Consider the following 15909-nt stretch of genomic DNA (forward strand, 5'->3'; position numbering starts at 1 on the left):
CTAAGATTTGAGAATCATAGCCTGAAACGACAGCTGCGCCCTTAAGGGTGCAGCCGTTTCTGTTCTGTTCGAGATATGATTTATGACCGAAACTGCGGTATAGGAACGGGAGACCTGTCCTTTTACCGAATTCAACTAGGAGACTATGAGCATGAAAAGACTGATCGTCAGAAGATTATTGCAAACCGTGCCCCTGCTGTTTTTTGTGTCGATCGTCTGCTTTGTTTTGGTGAAGGCGGCGCCGGGGGATCCCGTGCGTTCTTTTGTTACACCGAACATGCATGCGGCGGACATTGAGCGCGTAAGGCATAACCTGGGCCTGGACAAGCCTGCATACATTCAATATTTTATTTGGCTGAAAGAGTGCCTGACAGGCAATTTCGGCTACTCGCTCGTCAACCACCAGCCCGTGCTCGGGCAGATTCTCGACCGTCTGCCGGCAACGGCAGGCCTGATGGCTTCTGCCATTGCTCTGGCGGTCATTTTGGCGATCCCGCTTGGGATGGTGGCCGGGGCGAACCGCAGCCGCTGGGTGGATAAGCTGATCAATATGATCGCTTATATCGGGATTTCGCTTCCGCTCTTTTGGCTGGCGATTCTGCTGGTTTACTTTTTTTCGATTCAAATGCACTGGCTTCCAAGTATGGGGATGCGCACGATCGGCAAAAGCTCCGCGATGGACGTGATCAAGCACGGCATCTTGCCCTGCTCCGTTCTTGCGATCGGTTTCCTGACCGTGTACGTCAGGTATATCCGTTCAAGCACGATCAGCCAGCTGAAGGAAGATTACGTGCAAATTCAATATGCTTTTGGCTCTACGAAAAGAAACATTTTATTCCGGCACGTCATGAAGCACGTGCTGCTTCCCGTCATTACGCTGCTTGGCATGACGATGGGCGACCTCGTCGCAGGGGCCATCGTGACGGAGACGGTATTCTCCTGGCCGGGCATCGGCTCGCTGGGCATGACGGCGGTGCGGGGGATGGATTATCCGGTCATTATGGGCATAACTTTATTTTCCTCCGTTCTGCTGATCCTGGGTAACCTGCTCGCGGATATCCTGTACGGCATCGTAGACCCGAGAATTAAAACAACGAGGTGATCTCATGAAACGGAGTAAATGGGTTAATGTTGCCCGCGAGCTGAAGGGGAACAAGCTGGGGATCGCCGCCGTTATTCTTCTGCTTGTCATCGCCCTGGCCGCGATTTTTGCATTTTTGTCCTCGAAGGATCCCAACCAGTTGAATGCGTTGGAACGTCTGAAGCCGCCGAGCAAGGATCATTGGTTCGGTACGGATGATTACGGACGCGATACGTTTGCAAGAGCGCTGTACGGAGGCCGCATCTCCCTGATGGTTGGCGTGCTGTCCATGCTGTTCGCGACGGTGATTGGCGTGACGGTCGGCGTGATCAGCGGTTATTTCGGCGGTTGGATCGACGGTCTGCTGATGCGTATCCTGGATATCATCATGTCCATCCCGTCCTTCCTGATTCTGCTGCTGCTCAGCGTGTATCTGAAGCCGAACGTCAGCAGCATCATTATTATAATTTCCCTGCTCATGTGGATGAGCATTGCCCGGGTCGTGAGGGCGGAGACGATGACGCTGAAGGAGCGGGAGTATGTCCTGTATGCAAAGGCATCGGGCCAGAGCGCCTTCGGCATTATCCGCAAGCATATTCTTCCGGGGCTTCTATCCGTTGTCATCGTTAGTGCAACCAATAACATCGCCTCGGCGATCATGATGGAATCGTCCCTCAGCTTCCTGGGCTTTGGCGTTCGCCAGCCGCAGGCGACATGGGGCAGCATGCTGAACGGGGCTCAAGGGTATATAGCTCAGGCACCTTACATGGCTCTGTTCCCGGGGCTGCTTATTTTCTTAACGGTGCTCTGTTTTAACATTCTAGGCGATATTCTGCGCATCGGGCTGGAACCGAAGCTTGGCAAAAGATAAACCGCCGGCGCAGGCGATGAAGGAGTGAGAAACCAATATGACAAAACCACTACTGAACGTCGATGAGCTTAGGGTCTCATTCCAAACCAGGGACGGACAAAACCAAGCGGTACGCGGGGTTAGCTTTCACGTCGGCGCGGGCGAGACCGTCGGCATCGTCGGCGAATCCGGAAGCGGCAAGAGCGTGAGCGCGAAGGCCATCATGGGCCTGATTGCCCCGCCGGGCAAAATCACGCACGGCAGCGTTGATTTCCAGGGGCAAGACTTGGTGAACATGACCGAAAGCCAGTGGCGCAAGCTGCGCGGCAACCGGATCGCGATGGTGTTCCAGGACCCGATGACGGCGCTTAATCCGGTCAAAACGATCGGGTACCAGATGACGGAGGTCATCCGCCGCCACCGGGGGATCGGCAAGAAGGAAGCGCTGCAGGAAGCGGTGGAGATGCTGCGCAAAGTCGGCATTACCGAGCCGGAGCGCCGCGTGAAGCAGTATCCTCATGAATTCAGCGGCGGGATGCGCCAGCGGGTCATGATCGCGATGGCCCTTTCCTGCAGTCCGGAGCTGCTGATTGCGGACGAGCCGACAACGGCGCTTGACGTGACGATTCAGGCACAAATCCTCGATCTGCTCAAGCAGCTGAAAGAGGAGTCCGATACCGCCGTCATGCTCATTACCCATGACCTCGGCGTCGTTGCCCAGGTATGCTCTCGTGTCGTCGTGATGTACGGGGGCATGGTCATGGAGGAAGGAACGGTCGAGGACATTTTCTATCGGACCGGCCATCCGTACACCCAGGGTTTGCTGCGCTCGCTGCCGAAGCGGGTCGGCGCAAACCGCGAGCGGCTCGTGCCGATCGAAGGATCGCCGCCTGACCTGATTGATCCGCCTGCCGGCTGTCCGTTCCGGGACCGCTGTCCATATGCGTTCGATAAATGCTCGGAGCTGCCTCCCATGGCCGAGCTCGCCGAAGGGCACCGCTCCTTGTGCTGGCTCGTTCAGGACAAGGACACGCTGGCTGAGGCGCTGGCGGAAGGAGGGACAGGGCAATGAGCGAACAGATTATGGTCGACGTACGGAATCTGAAGAAGCATTTCAAGAAGGGAACGGAAGTGCTGAAGGCCGTGGACGGCGTCAGCTTCCAGATCCGCAAGGGAGAAACATTCGGTCTCGTGGGCGAGTCCGGCAGCGGCAAATCCACTGTCGGACGCTGCCTGATCCGGCTTTACGACTATACCGAAGGTGAAGTTTATTTTGACGGACAGAACCTTTCTAATCTGGGCGATAAGCAGCTCAAGCCGTACCGCCGGCGGATTCAGACCATTTTCCAGGATCCGTATTCATCCCTGAATCCGGGCATGAACGTGCTGGAGCTGATCGGGGAGCCGATGGATATCCACGGCATTCATACGAAAGCGAATGAACGCAAGGAATTCGTCGCAGGCCTGCTGAAGAAGGTCGGACTGAAGGAAGAGCATCTGTACCGTTACCCGCATGAATTCAGCGGCGGGCAGCGGCAGCGCATTTCGATCGCGCGTGCGTTATCGGTGCGTCCGGACTTTGTGGTATGCGACGAGCCAATCTCGGCGCTGGACGTGTCCGTGCAGGCGCAGGTCGTGAACATGCTGGAGGATTTGCAGGCCGAATTCGGCCTGACCTATCTGTTCATCGCGCATGACCTCTCGATGGTGCGCCACATTTCGGACCGCATCGGCGTGATGTACAGGGGGCGGCTGGTTGAAGTGGCGGAAAGCGACGAACTGTACGATAATCCGCTCCATCCTTACACGAAGGCGCTCCTCTCTTCCATTCCGATTCCGGATCCGCGGACGGCTCATGAGAGAATGGCGATCAAATACGAAGTACCCACAGCAGGAGACGGCGCGGTGCCGGAGCTGCGGGAAGTTAGCCCTGGCCATTTCGTGGCCGATCATTAAGGTACGGGAGGCGTTTTAAGCATGGACGAGAACCAACGCGTCAAACTATCCCAATGGGATGCATTAATGCTGGAAGGACTGCGGGCGTACGGCTGGTCCGATGAGGAGCTGCTGCAGCGGGTTCGCGAGCGGAATCTGCCCGAAGACACCAGCATGTACGAGTTCGATTATCAGGCTCTTGCCGAGTTTGCGGCTGCCAATTCCGACCTGTTCGAGTCAGCGGTCCGGGACGGATATTCCATCAAGTACAACACGCTGGGTGGCCTGCGTTCGTGGATTGCCGTGGCATATGGCCTCGAGCCGGTGATCGTGCGCGAGCCGGGACAGGAAGCGGTCTTCGCCGAGCTGACTCCCGCCCAGAAGGAGCGTCTGGAATCCGTCATTTCATTCGGCTGGGCTATCCTCGAGGAAGAGGGCAAGCCGGGCACGTACCGGATGGAGCCGATTCAGCGGTAAACAGCATGGTGCTCTACAAGTGTGGATAGAAAGACAAAAATAGAATGCGCCTTTCCCAAGTTCGCCTGACCTTTGTGGTCCGGATTAGCTTGGGGAAGGCGTATTTTTGTGTAGCCTTCATGCTCCTCATTGACGCTCAATTGCTCCGATAAGCCTTGGAATAAAAAGAACCTGCTCGCCGAGCAGGTTCTTACTTACTATTCTTATGAAGTCAGCGTAGAGGAAGTCCGCCATAATATTTCCTTGCGGATACCGGGATGGTTCATACGCCGGTGCATGAATTGGATCATGCTCTTATTGTCCGCTTCTGCAAAAAAGATGCCGTTTGTGTACTTTCCATCATGGAGTACGCGGCGGTATGCCTCGGCAACCAAGGCGATTCCCCGCCCCATGCGCTGGTATTCTTTCTTGACAAACATCGTTTTGAACAGGATAGTTTGATCGTCAAAATGCTCCAAGATCATCCAGCCGATAACCTTATGAAGGTGACGGAGGATTAAACTGCGCTCATGGTCGATGTGTTCTTCTTCGGCGAACGGATCGAGAATTGAAGGATACCAAATTCCTTTTCCTTGGCGAATCATCAAGCGTTCCTCTGGGGATAAGCCTCCAAAGGAATGAACCGTAAACGGAGGAGACAGCTGCAGCCTTTCGAGCCAAGGAGAATGCTGCACCATTTGAAGCGGACTGCTCCAGATATGGATTCCAGGGAGAGGCTCATGATAGCCGCATGTACCCAAAAATCGGGATGGAACCGAATCCGGTTCCGTCCCGGCAAGAAATTCAGCGTTTACGCATCCAATTCCCTGCTGCTTGAGCATGGATTCGAGCAATCGGTACAATTGACTGCCGATGCTTCTTCGTCTAACGGTCTCATCGACGTTGAGTGCAAGAAGCCGGGCCGTACCGGCAGAAGGGCGAAGATCGGCAATGGCGAGACCGAGTGGTGTACCTCCAAGCACGGCCCCCAGCGTCAGGCAGGAGGCAGGTAATGCTTGAAGAAAGGAGGCGATCTCCGGCGGAATTAAGGATGCAAATTCGCGTGGGAGGCTCTCTTGGTAATAACGTACTTCGATTTTGTGCGTAGGGGAGTTAAGGGACATCGACTACTTTAACTCCATCCCCTTGTAGATTGTTCCTTGCATAATCGGTAAATCCGAGAAACGTGATTTTAAACTTTGCCCCTGCTACGGGCTGAATATCCGATATCAAGGATATATCGAGTTCCTTGCCTCCATCTGAAAGGGCAAATGTATAATCCTGGTTACGAGTCAAATCTTGGGTCGATTCATCGAAAGAGCCGTCGGGAGAGTATTGTAGCTCAATATCCGGAAGTAGAGAGGACTGATATGGTTCCATGGAAACAGCCTCGTCGAATGTGACTTTGATTACGCCTTGTTCATAAGTAGCAGAAGTAACCGATGGTCCAGTCGTATCAAATCGGATCGGGAGGGATACGCTGTTCCTTTCTGTTTTATCGCTGCCAGACCCCTCGAATAGAGTGAAAACGAGCGACTCATTCACATTATTCTCGGAAGGATTTATAGGAGTCAATCGGACACCAAAGCTATCACTTCCAATGGTAACGGCCGGATTGTTTGAATTCCCCAGCTTCATGTCGATGGTTCCAACGACGTTCTTGGTCTTATCATCGATAACCTTGAAGACCTTCTCTTCAGTGTTAAATGTGAGAGACTCCATATTTCCGTTACGTGTAACCTTGATCAGATTCTTGATGTTTCTTTTGTTGTAGGACTCAGGGGAGGCATTATCAACAATGTATACACCTTGTCCCGATAAGTTAAGCAAAAAATCATTTGCAACTAAGGACAACGTTAACGGCTGCACCGGTACCTGCCAGCTTCCCAGTTCCCGGTATGCGGATTGAAGATGGTTGTAGGCACCCGAGATGGATTCTTGATCCGCTTCGGCGTCGGCAATCACTTCACCGGCATCGGCTAAAGCTTGCTGCATTTGCTCTACCAGAATTGGCGAATATTCGCCCGCCTCGTCACCGATATGATCCTTTGCCTGGTCATACAGGGCTTGCGCTTCTGCAACAAGGCCGCTTAGAAGCTGCTTGTTCGCTGCAAATATGGCCTGGATGTGGTCAAGAGGGGAAGCCAATTTCCCGGAGATGCTGCGGACGGTCGCATCCTGCGATTGAGGCTGATAGGAGATCTCGTAAGGATCGCCCATTCTGAGCGGGGAATCCAATATGATTTCAATGCTTTTGCCTTGGATCGCAATTTGTTTAATTGCTCTGGGAATCGCCTGGGATCCGTCCATAGAATAAACGTGGAGGTCGTCTTTAGTAGGAACATGACCGGTATCCAGGTCCTCTCCGTAACGTAGCACCAGCGTATCGCCTTTGGAAAAAGATACAGAAGGGCGGCCTAAGGCATAGGCTTGAAGCGTAATCGGCGGGGAGAGGCTTGACACTTTCCCGTACGAATCTGCCACATACAGCTTATATTCACCTTCGTACAGGGACGAAGTGGATACAGCAGTATCCGCATTGGCCGTAACGATAGACGCTTTAACCGCCATGTTGGCGCTTACCAGGGAATCGAGCAATTCTTTGGAGGTCGGGGCTTGTCCGGAAGGAACCAGATAGACGGTGCAGGGTTTGCTGCTTCTCATCTTGATATCTTGTCCGATTTGTACAGGGGACGCAGATACGAGCGTAACGATAGGAGCCGTGGTATCAGGCGTACTAGGCGTTCCCGGGTTAGGATTGCTGGTGCCGCCGGATGAACTTGGCTGTGACGAAGTATTCGTTGGTGTGGGTACGGTAGGCATAGGCTTGGTCTCGAGAGTCTCTTCGGAAGGTTTGGTAGGCGAATTTTCGTTATTCCTTATTTCCTCCTTTACCTGCAGGAATTGGATTGCAACCTGAGCTACCGCTTGCCTGTCAGCATTTCCGACAGGGTTAAAAGAACCGTTCGTGTTCCCTTGCAATAATTTCAGCTCAACCGCTGCAGCAACGGCATCCTTGGCATAATCGGCAATGATATCTTTATCCGTGAATTGAAGGGAGGCGCCTTTGCCTGAGATATTCAGGTCAGTTAGTGATTGTATCGATCGTACGAATAATACCGCCATGTCCTGGCGAGTCAGATTCTGGCCGTTGCCGAATTTTCCTTCCCCCATGCCTTTGATCAGTCCGGCTTTCGCAGCCGCTTCTACGAATTGGTAAGCATAAGAAGATGCAGGTACATCAGAAAAGGTGGCTGTTGCGGGGGCAGATGTTACGTCAAGGTTCAGGGCCTTGGCAAGGATAATGGCAAAATCCTGTCTCTGAATATTTCCTGTCGGATTAAAATTACCGTTACCCACGCCGTTAATGATGCCTTTATTGGCGAGTTCCGATATAGCATTCTTTGCATAAGAACCGTCGATATCGCCGAAGGTTGCGGACGCTGCATGAACCGGCAGCGCAATGGCTCCGAACAAGGCAGCCGTTGTCATGACTTTGAAAATAAGCTTTTGTTTCATAAATGTCCCCCTCATTTAATTCAAATTTAATCCAAGCTAGCCTATGTGAATGATTTGTGACTATATCATATATGGCGCGAAATTCCTTGGCAATTGTTTTTTTATGTCGAATAATCTTCTTAAACGGACATGGTCTGCACAATAAAAAAAGCATCCTTTATTTAGGATGCCTCTTCAAAATAAATAGGTTTGTCATCACAGTTCATACTTGCCCGCCATCGCCGCGATATGCCGTTTCAGCTCCTCAATTACCTCGGCTGGTTCCAGGACCGTGACGGCGCTGCTGAAGCTCAGGATGTTCTGCATCGCTTTATCCATCGAGGAGTAATGCGCGGTGACGGAAACCGTCCCGTCGGGATGGTCATGCATGCGATCATAGCCGAACTCGTCGCGCACCCGTGTCTTGACGTCCGGCCTGAAATGCAGCACGGCATGAACGCGCTGGAAATCGGCTTGGCTCATGAACTGCTTCTCCACGTCCTGAAGCGTGTAGGGGCGCCGAAGAAAGGTCTGAGGCAGGCTCTGGAGCTCGGTCATGCGGGTCAACCGGAATACGCGGATATCGGAACGGGTCAGGCAGTATCCGTAAAGATACCAGACATATCCTTTGAGGAACAATCCCATCGGCTCGATGGTGCGTTCCGATTCTTTGCCCTTGTTGTCGAGATACAGGAACTGGATCAAATGCTGCGTTTTGACTGCCTGCTGGATCGGCGTGATTTTCTCCTTTACCAAAGGTTCGGGTTGGAAATCGAGGTCGATATGCCCGCTGCTTAGGCCGATCGTACGCTCTGGTCCAGGCATTAATGCTCCGATCCTCTCGAGCAGTCCGTCGATGTCCAGGCTGTCCGTAGCCGACCGGGCCCCGCGCAGCGCGGAACAGATCGAGGAGAAATCCTCCAGGGACAGAACCTGCTTATCGATGCGGTAGCCTGACATGATCTCATATCCTCCGTCCGAACCGGCGAAGGAGACAATAGGAATACCTGCCTGGTTGATGGCCTCCATATCACGGTAGATGGTCCTTAGCGATACCTCAAAGCGTGCAGCCAGCTCGGTTGCGCTGACCCGCTGCTGATTCAACAACATCATTGTAATGGCGAGCAACCGATCCAGCTTCACGAACACATTCCTCCCGGCTAGAAATTCATCCCGATCATTTGGATATCCTCTTATTTCAACAGTGCGGATTCAAGACCTGCATCATTCCCAGAAAAAAGACGTTTATTCTGCTCTGAACCGGCGGAAAAACTTGCGGATGTCCGCAGTCAGCACGGCAGGCTCATCCATGGCGGCGAAATGGGTGCCGCGCTCGAATTCCGACCAATGCACGATATGGCTGTTGTCGCGCTCCGCGAAGCGGCGGATGGACTTGAAATCGTTCCCGAACACGGCCACCCCGGTTGGAGCAGCATTCACGCCTTGGGCGGCTTCCGCATTTCGGATGTTCTCGTAATAAATGCGCGCCGAGGACTCCGCGGTGTTCGTCAGCCAGTACAGCATGACATTGGACAGGAAGGCGTCGCGGTCGATAAAGTCGATATGATCTCCGAAGCCGTTGAACAGATCCGCGATCCAGGCCAGCTGTCCGGCGGGAGAGTCCGCAAGGCCGTAGGCGAGTGTCTGCGGGCGGGCCTGCTGAATTTGATTAAAGCCTGCGCGTTCGAAGAACTGCCCAAGGAATTGAAGACGCTTCTGATCCTCTTCCGTCAAGTCAGCCATTTCGGCCGGATCGCCGGATGGAAAGGAGAAGAGCTGCAATACATGGATGCCGAGCAGACCCTCCGGCTGCTGCAACCCCATCTCGCGGGACACGAGAGCGCCGCAGTCGCTGCCATGCGAGCCGTACTGCTCGTATCCAAGACGCTTCATCAGGGTATCCCATGCTCTGCCGATGCGAGAGATGTTCCAGCCGGCGTCAAGGGAAGATCCGGAGAACCCGAATCCGGGGACGGAGGGAATGACCAGATGAAAAGCGTCGGCCGGATCGCCGCCATAGTCGCGGGGATTGGTGAGCGGGCCGATCAATTCCAGAAATTCGACGACGGAGCTGGGCCAGGAGTGGGTCAGAATGAGCGGAAAGGCATCCGGTTCGGGAGACTTGACGTGAAGAAAATGAATGTTGGCTCCATCGATCGTCGTCGTAAACTGCGGGTATTCATTCAAGCGCCGCTCGTGCACACGCCAGTCGTAGCCATGTTCCCAATAGGCAGCCAGTTCTTTTATGTAATCAAGTGAAACGCCGTATTTCCAGTCTGCTCCGGGCAGTGCATCAACCCAGCGGGTACGGGAGAGACGGTACTTCAGATCGTCCAGTTCGGCTTGCGGGATATCGATACGGAACGGGCGGATGTCGCTTTCTTGCTTAATAAGATTTTGGTTTGTGATGGTCATGGGTATGGCCTCCTCAATCGGGATTGGATTTGGTTAACTCTTATATATTCATATTAAGCCAGCCACCCTGACAGCCTTATGTCAGGGTGGCGAGGAGGCGAAAAAATTATTGATTATTTTAGCAAAAACAAAATCAGTTCCGGTGCGGCTTCGAACTTCAGTCAGTTGCTGCGTCCACGGTATCAATCTAAAAAAGCTCAAGGCAGGCCTCGGATAATGATCCGTGCACTGCTTGAGCTTTTATAAGAATGGTTATTTTTTGAGCAGCAAATAGATAAAGTATGGTGCACCGATCAGCGCGACCACAATGCCTGCCGCCAATCCGTCCGCACTGGGAACCTGGCGGCCGATCGTGTCGGCCAGCACAAGCAGCCAGCCTCCGAGGAAAATAGCCACGGGAATGAACATTTGATTCCGCGGTCCGACCAGCGCTTTTGCGATGTGCGGCGCCATCAGACCGATGAACGCGATGCCGCCCGTCACCGACACGGCTGAAGCGGCGAGCGCCACCGCTGTTAACAGAAGGACGATCCGCTCTTTGTTCAGCGACACACCGACGCCGATGGCAACGGGTTCGTTCAGGGACAGCAGATTCAGACGATTAGCCTTGTACATCGTAAAAGGAATCAGGATGATCAGCCAAGGAAGAATGGCCAGGACAAATGGCCAATCGGCCCCCCAGACGCTGCCCGCGATCCATTTGGAAATAAAATCGACCTTCTCCCGTTCGGCGGAGGACACCAGCACGATCATGATGCCGGAGAACGCCATGGAGAAGCCGACGCCCATGAGTACCATCTTCACCGGCTGCAGGCCGGTTTTGCGGTTATAGGAGAAAACATAGATCAGGACCGCGGTGGCCATCGCACCGGCGAATGCGACGACCGGCAGCAGGTAAATGAACGATCCGGCTTCGATCGGGGCGAACAGGAAGAACAGCGCCACCGCCACCCCTGCGCCGGAGTTAATGCCGACAATGCCGGGATCGGCCAGATCATTCCGCGTGATGCCCTGCAGGATGGCTCCGGACAGCGCGAGCGCCATGCCCGCAAGCAGCGTGATCACGATCCGCGGCAGCCGAACAGAGAACAGGACGAAGTTTTCTTTGAACGTTCCTTGTCCGAACAGGGTCGGGATGAGCCGGTCGAAAGACAGGGAGGAGTATCCGAGCCCCATGCTGACGACGACGGTCAAGACAATAAGCAGGAACAGGGCTATCAGCACAAGCCTCTGTTTCCGAATAAGCGATGGATGGATCATGAGAATGCCCTTCCTCCTTTGCGTACGATGATGAGGAAGAACGGCAGACCCAAAATAGCGACAATGGCTGCTATTGGCGCCTCGTAAGGCGCGCTGACCGTACGGGCCAGCGTATCGGCAAGCATCATGAATGCGGCGCCGAAGATAGCCGACATCGGAATCGTGAAGCGGTAATCGGTACCGGCAATGGCGCGCACGATGTGCGGAATCATAAGGCCGATGAAGGTCAAGCTGCCTACCAGGGCCACGGAAGCGCCGGCAAGCATCACGGTAACGACGAACAATACCGTTTTGACGCGGGCCGTTTTCTGGCCGAGGCCGACGGCGACTTCCTCGCTCAGGCTCAGGATCGTCAGCTGTTTGGACAGCAGAATGGCGATAAGAACGCCGACGACGATAAACGGCACGATGACTTTGAGCTGATCCCAGTTGGCTCCGATGAGGCCGCCGGAGGTCCACATGGAGACGTCCTTGGAGATTTTGAAGGCGATGCCTATGCCGTCCGCAACGGCATACAGGAAGGCGGAAATGGCTGCCCCTGCAAGCACGATGCGAAGCGGGGAGAATCCGCCCCGTTTGACGGCGCTAATGCCGAAAACCAGGCCCGCTCCGACCGCGGCGCCAATAAAGCAGGCGATCATCAGGCCGAAGTAGTTGACGGACGGGAAGAGCGCCAGCGTAACGGCGAGCGCCGCATTCGCCCCGGCGGTCAAGCCGAGGAGACCCGGATCTGCGAGCGGGTTGCGCGTCATGCCCTGCATGATGGCCCCGGAGACGGCCAGCGCCGCTCCCACGAAGATCGCCGCAATCTCGCGCGGCAGCCGGATCTCGCGGATCATGGTTACCTTCTCGCCGCCGGCTCCGCCTGTGAGGGCGGACCACACGTCGCCGAAAGGGGTGTGCGCCGCTCCAAGCACCATGGAGAGGATAAAGATGGCTGCGAACAAGACGATGGCCGCAAGCAGTTTAAAGATGAATGGGATGCGTTCTACCTTGTTCATGGCGCCTTACTTCCCGAGAAAGCTTTTTGTAAAGAAATCCAGCTGGTAGTCGAGCGTCAAAGGATCGTTGAAATAGAACGCTTTGGCATCGGCCACGTACACATGGTTGTTTTTTACGGCTGGAATGTTTTTATACGTGTTCGTCTCTTCGAAGGAGTTATCGGCATCCTTATTTTTGCTGAAGATAACGTAATCGCCGGCAAAATCGGGCAGAACCTCTGGAGACAAGGCATAATAGCCCTCCTTCAAGGCGGCATCCTTCACCTTTTGCGGCATGTTCAGCTTCATTTGCTGATACAGAATTTCGGTGCCGCGGCCCCAGTTGTCGCCGAATACATACAGCTGCTTATCAAAGCTTTCGATAACGGATACGGTGGCGTCCGGTCCGATTTTTGCCTTAATTTCGTCGCCGGCTTTTTGGGTGCGGGCCTTGAAGTCATCTACCCAAGCTTGGGCTTCCTTCTCTTTGTTGAGGAGCTTGCCGATTTCCAGATGCTGCGTCAGGTAATCCACTTTTCCATAGGTATAGGTGACCGTCGGAGCGATTTTCTTCAGCTTATCGACGTTTTTGATATTCGAAAGACCGATAATGAGATCCGGATTCAGCTCCATGATCTTTTCCAGATTCTCGTCGGAAACCTCCTGTGCATCCTTCAGCTGATCCTGAAAGTTCGGGTTCATCTTCGACCAGGAGTCTGCGCCGACGAGATTCACGCCCAGGGAAATGACGTTACCGGCAAAGGATGAAAGGACAACGACGCGCTTCGGATCGGCAGGGACTTCAATAGGTCCGCTTTCTGACTGGTAGGTGATCGTTTGCGCTTTGGCGCTATCGGCTGCTGCGCTGCCCTCGACCTTTTCGCCGGCAGGCTCCTCGCTCGCCGTTTTTGTGCCGCAAGCGCTAAGGATCAGGATGAGGCATAATATAAGGGGCAAGTACGCTTTTTTCATGGGAATAAACTCCTCCATAGGAAATGTTTTTTGTATCCGGATCTGTGAACTCGGAATTTCGGATGTATCTTTTAAAAAAAAAAATTAAAGCTTAAATCCTGCTTCTCATTAACTCCGCTACTTAATTAAATTGTAGGTGACGCACATCGGCTTACCCGTCCGCGGATCGCGTCCGATGGCCGCATCGATCTGATACACCTGCTTCAGGACCTCGTGGGAAATAACCTCTTCGCTGCTGCCCGTTTTGACGATTTCGCCATCCTTCAGGGCGACGAGGTAGTCCGCGAAACGCGCTGCCTGGTTAATATCGTGGAGCACCATGACGATGGTACGCTGCTGCTCCTGATTCAGCTTCTGCAAAAGCTCCAATACCTCCAGCTGATGCGCCATGTCGAGGTATGTAGTCGGCTCGTCGAGGAAGATGATGTCGGTTTCCTGGGCCAGCGCCATAGCGATCCACACGCGCTGCCGCTGTCCCCCGGAGAGGGTATCGACGGGACGGAACTTGTAGTCCTTGGTGCCCGTCTTTTCGAGCGCCCAGTCAATGACTTCATAATCCTTGGCAGTCAGTCGTCCGAAGCCCTTTTGATAAGGAAAGCGTCCATAGGACACCAACTCGCCGACCGTCAGGCCGGCTGCGCTTTCCGGCGTCTGGGGCAGGATAGCCATCTTTCTCGCCAGCTGCTTCGTGTTTTCCTTGGCAATGTTTTCGCCGTCCAGAATGACTGTCCCGGCTTGGTGCGGAATGATCCGGGTGATCGCCTTCAGCAGCGTGGATTTGCCGCAGCCGTTCGAGCCGATGATTGCGGTAATCTGTTTGTCGGGAATGTTCACACTGAGATTCTTTACAATGGAGCGCTCGCCGTATCCTATATTCAGTTCCGTCGTGTACAGCCGAACCATGGCCGGTGTCCCCCTATATCACATTGATGTTCTCACTCGAAATATTAGTTGATAATGATTCTCAATATCGTTAAAAGGATAAGTTTATTTTGTGGAATTGTCAATAGAATCTTGAAAAGTGAGCGAAATACGTGTATATTTTTAATGAGAATGAGAATTGTTATCATTAATATAGATTGCTGAGGAGCGAGCGGAAATGGTTCAGGAAGAAATTTTCGATATGACAGTGATCGGCGGGGGTCCGGCTGGACTTTATTCCGCTTTCTATAGCGGGCTGCGGGAAATGAAAACCAAAATTATTGAGTTCCAGTCCGAGCTTGGCGGCAAGGTCCATGTGTATCCGGAAAAAATGATCTGGGACGTCGGCGGTCTGACTCCGATGCCTGGCGCCAAGCTGATCGAGCAGCTGGTACAGCAGGGATTGACGTTTAGCCCGGAGGTCGTGCTGAATGAGAAAATTGAATCCATTACCCGCCGGGAAGACGGCATCTTCGAGCTCCACGGGACTTCGGGCCGCGCGCATCTGTCGAAGACCGTCATCGTGGCGGTCGGAGGCGGCATCCTGAACCCGCAGAAGCTGGATATCGAAGGCGCGAGCCGGTTCGAAGTCAGCAATCTTCATTATACGGTGAAATCCCTCAAGCAATTCAAGGATAAGACCGTCATCATTTCCGGCGGCGGGAATGCGGCCATCGACTGGGCGAACGAGCTCGAGCCGATCGCGAAGAAGGTCTATATTACTTACCGCAAGGAAGCCCTAAGCGGTCATGAGGCGACGGTGGGCCACCTGCTGAACAGCTCGGTCGAATGCCTGTCGCATACTTCCATTACGAAGCTAATTGCGCGCGGCGATCACGAGGTGATCGAACGCGTGGAACTGAGCCATCACCAAACCGGCGAAGTGCTGGAGCTGGAGGTGGATGAGGTGATCATTAATCACGGCTACGAGCGGGACGCATCCCTGTTACAGCAAAGTACGCTCAAGATCGATATCGCCGATGAATTCTACATCGCAGGCTCGGCCAGCAGCGAATCCTCCGTTCCCGGCCTGTATGCGGCAGGAGACATTCTAAAGCATGACGGCAAGCTGCATCTGATCGCGGGTGCATTCCAGGACGCGGCGAACGCCGTCAATAAAGCGAAGATGTTCATTCAGCCGGATGCCGATGGATACGCTATGGTCTCCTCCCATAATGAGTTGTTTAAGGACCGCAACAAGGAACTTGTCAAAAAAATGATGGGCTAAGCCCCGTCACCTTACATATCTATGGATGATCTGAATATTAGCCGGATGTGGATAGCATAAGCCCCCTCAAAATGAGGGGGTTTTTTTATCGCAATAAGAACAGCATCTTAACTTGGCCTCATTTCTTATAGAAAAAAGGCAAAACATGCTCTAACCAAGGGGCTGAAAATCAGGAAAAATGCCCGAAAAGAATGAGTAATGCCGCTGGATGATTCCTTTTGGTGTATGTTTTTATCATGGGCATGGTTAAATAACTAAAAATTACTATTTTTTTAGGAATGGATATATAAAAAAGAACCCGATTTGAGTTAAA

13 protein-coding genes and 1 pseudogene are annotated in these 15909 nt (G+C 53.4%); 6 read left to right on the forward strand and 8 right to left on the reverse strand.

Annotated features, from left to right (window positions below; all coding sequences use genetic code 11):
- Positions 1-151 precede the first annotated feature (151 nt).
- Genes ACTHPM_RS16900 through ACTHPM_RS16920 form a run of 5 tightly spaced genes read left to right on the forward strand, consistent with a single transcriptional unit; the run spans position 152 to position 4343 of the window.
- A complete protein-coding gene (locus ACTHPM_RS16900; RefSeq protein ID WP_440396594.1) occupies positions 152-1102 on the forward strand; it encodes an ABC transporter permease in 951 nt (316 codons plus the stop codon).
- 4 nt (positions 1103-1106) lie between these two features.
- A complete protein-coding gene (locus ACTHPM_RS16905) occupies positions 1107-1952 on the forward strand; it encodes an ABC transporter permease (RefSeq protein ID WP_440396593.1) in 846 nt (281 codons plus the stop codon).
- A gap of 37 nt (positions 1953-1989) precedes the next feature.
- Positions 1990-3003, forward strand: coding sequence for an ABC transporter ATP-binding protein (locus ACTHPM_RS16910; RefSeq protein WP_440396592.1), 1014 nt, complete (start codon positions 1990-1992; stop codon positions 3001-3003).
- A complete protein-coding gene (locus ACTHPM_RS16915) occupies positions 3000-3887 on the forward strand; it encodes an ABC transporter ATP-binding protein (RefSeq protein ID WP_440396591.1) in 888 nt (295 codons plus the stop codon). Before ACTHPM_RS16910 ends, ACTHPM_RS16915 begins: the two co-directional genes overlap by 4 nt.
- Positions 3888-3908: 21 nt before the next feature.
- Positions 3909-4343: a hypothetical protein gene (locus ACTHPM_RS16920; RefSeq protein ID WP_440396590.1), complete on the forward strand. Its 435-nt coding sequence runs from the start codon at positions 3909-3911 to the stop codon at positions 4341-4343.
- A 203-nt stretch (positions 4344-4546) separates the two neighbouring features.
- Here ACTHPM_RS16920 and ACTHPM_RS16925 read toward each other — a convergent pair whose 3' ends face one another.
- From ACTHPM_RS16925 to ACTHPM_RS16960, 8 genes and pseudogenes are all read right to left on the reverse strand, one after another.
- Positions 4547-5446, reverse strand: coding sequence for a GNAT family N-acetyltransferase (locus tag ACTHPM_RS16925; RefSeq protein ID WP_440396589.1), 900 nt, complete (start codon positions 5444-5446; stop codon positions 4547-4549).
- On the reverse strand, positions 5436-7841 hold the full coding sequence (locus tag ACTHPM_RS16930) for an S-layer homology domain-containing protein (RefSeq protein WP_440396588.1): 2406 nt from the start codon (positions 7839-7841) through the stop codon (positions 5436-5438). The genes ACTHPM_RS16925 and ACTHPM_RS16930 overlap by 11 nt, the downstream gene beginning before the upstream one ends.
- A 195-nt stretch (positions 7842-8036) precedes the next feature.
- Positions 8037-8963: a helix-turn-helix transcriptional regulator gene (locus ACTHPM_RS16935; protein WP_440396587.1), complete on the reverse strand. Its 927-nt coding sequence runs from the start codon at positions 8961-8963 to the stop codon at positions 8037-8039.
- 102 nt (positions 8964-9065) lie between these two features.
- Positions 9066-10235 (reverse strand): epoxide hydrolase family protein, encoded by a 1170-nt coding sequence (locus ACTHPM_RS16940; RefSeq protein ID WP_440396586.1) that lies wholly within the window; start codon positions 10233-10235, stop codon positions 9066-9068.
- A gap of 252 nt (positions 10236-10487) precedes the next feature.
- On the reverse strand, positions 10488-11495 hold the full coding sequence (locus tag ACTHPM_RS16945) for a FecCD family ABC transporter permease (protein WP_440396585.1): 1008 nt from the start codon (positions 11493-11495) through the stop codon (positions 10488-10490).
- Positions 11492-12496 carry a FecCD family ABC transporter permease gene (locus ACTHPM_RS16950; RefSeq protein ID WP_440396584.1) on the reverse strand — a complete coding sequence of 335 codons (1005 nt, stop codon included), beginning with the start codon at positions 12494-12496 and terminating at the stop codon, positions 11492-11494. The genes ACTHPM_RS16945 and ACTHPM_RS16950 overlap by 4 nt, the downstream gene beginning before the upstream one ends.
- Positions 12497-12502: 6 nt before the next feature.
- Positions 12503-13321, reverse strand: a pseudogene (locus tag ACTHPM_RS16955) (iron-hydroxamate ABC transporter substrate-binding protein); the annotation flags it as partial.
- A gap of 243 nt (positions 13322-13564) precedes the next feature.
- Positions 13565-14350 (reverse strand): ABC transporter ATP-binding protein, encoded by a 786-nt coding sequence (locus tag ACTHPM_RS16960; RefSeq protein ID WP_440396583.1) that lies wholly within the window; start codon positions 14348-14350, stop codon positions 13565-13567.
- Between the two features lie 196 nt (positions 14351-14546).
- Here ACTHPM_RS16960 and ACTHPM_RS16965 point away from each other — a divergent pair, with 196 nt between their 5' ends.
- The gene (locus ACTHPM_RS16965; RefSeq protein ID WP_440396582.1) at positions 14547-15596 is read left to right on the forward strand and encodes an NAD(P)/FAD-dependent oxidoreductase; all 1050 of its coding nucleotides are present in this window, start codon (positions 14547-14549) and stop codon (positions 15594-15596) included.
- Positions 15597-15909 lie beyond the last annotated feature (313 nt).

Source organism: Paenibacillus sp. SAFN-054, assembly GCF_051966755.1.
Taxonomy (GTDB): domain Bacteria; phylum Bacillota; class Bacilli; order Paenibacillales; family Paenibacillaceae; genus Paenibacillus_AQ.

Coding starts and splice junctions, on each gene's coding strand:
- ACTHPM_RS16900 (WP_440396594.1), top strand. CDS start 152: ATGAAAAGACTGATCGTCAGAAGATTATTGCAAACCGTGCCCCTGCTG.
- ACTHPM_RS16905 (WP_440396593.1), top strand. CDS start 1,107: ATGAAACGGAGTAAATGGGTTAATGTTGCCCGCGAGCTGAAGGGGAAC.
- ACTHPM_RS16910 (WP_440396592.1), top strand. CDS start 1,990: ATGACAAAACCACTACTGAACGTCGATGAGCTTAGGGTCTCATTCCAA.
- ACTHPM_RS16915 (WP_440396591.1), top strand. CDS start 3,000: ATGAGCGAACAGATTATGGTCGACGTACGGAATCTGAAGAAGCATTTC.
- ACTHPM_RS16920 (WP_440396590.1), top strand. CDS start 3,909: ATGGACGAGAACCAACGCGTCAAACTATCCCAATGGGATGCATTAATG.
- ACTHPM_RS16925 (WP_440396589.1), bottom strand. CDS start 5,446: ATGTCCCTTAACTCCCCTACGCACAAAATCGAAGTACGTTATTACCAA.
- ACTHPM_RS16930 (WP_440396588.1), bottom strand. CDS start 7,841: ATGAAACAAAAGCTTATTTTCAAAGTCATGACAACGGCTGCCTTGTTC.
- ACTHPM_RS16940 (WP_440396586.1), bottom strand. CDS start 10,235: ATGACCATCACAAACCAAAATCTTATTAAGCAAGAAAGCGACATCCGC.
- ACTHPM_RS16945 (WP_440396585.1), bottom strand. CDS start 11,495: ATGATCCATCCATCGCTTATTCGGAAACAGAGGCTTGTGCTGATAGCC.
- ACTHPM_RS16950 (WP_440396584.1), bottom strand. CDS start 12,496: ATGAACAAGGTAGAACGCATCCCATTCATCTTTAAACTGCTTGCGGCC.
- ACTHPM_RS16960 (WP_440396583.1), bottom strand. CDS start 14,350: ATGGTTCGGCTGTACACGACGGAACTGAATATAGGATACGGCGAGCGC.
- ACTHPM_RS16965 (WP_440396582.1), top strand. CDS start 14,547: ATGGTTCAGGAAGAAATTTTCGATATGACAGTGATCGGCGGGGGTCCG.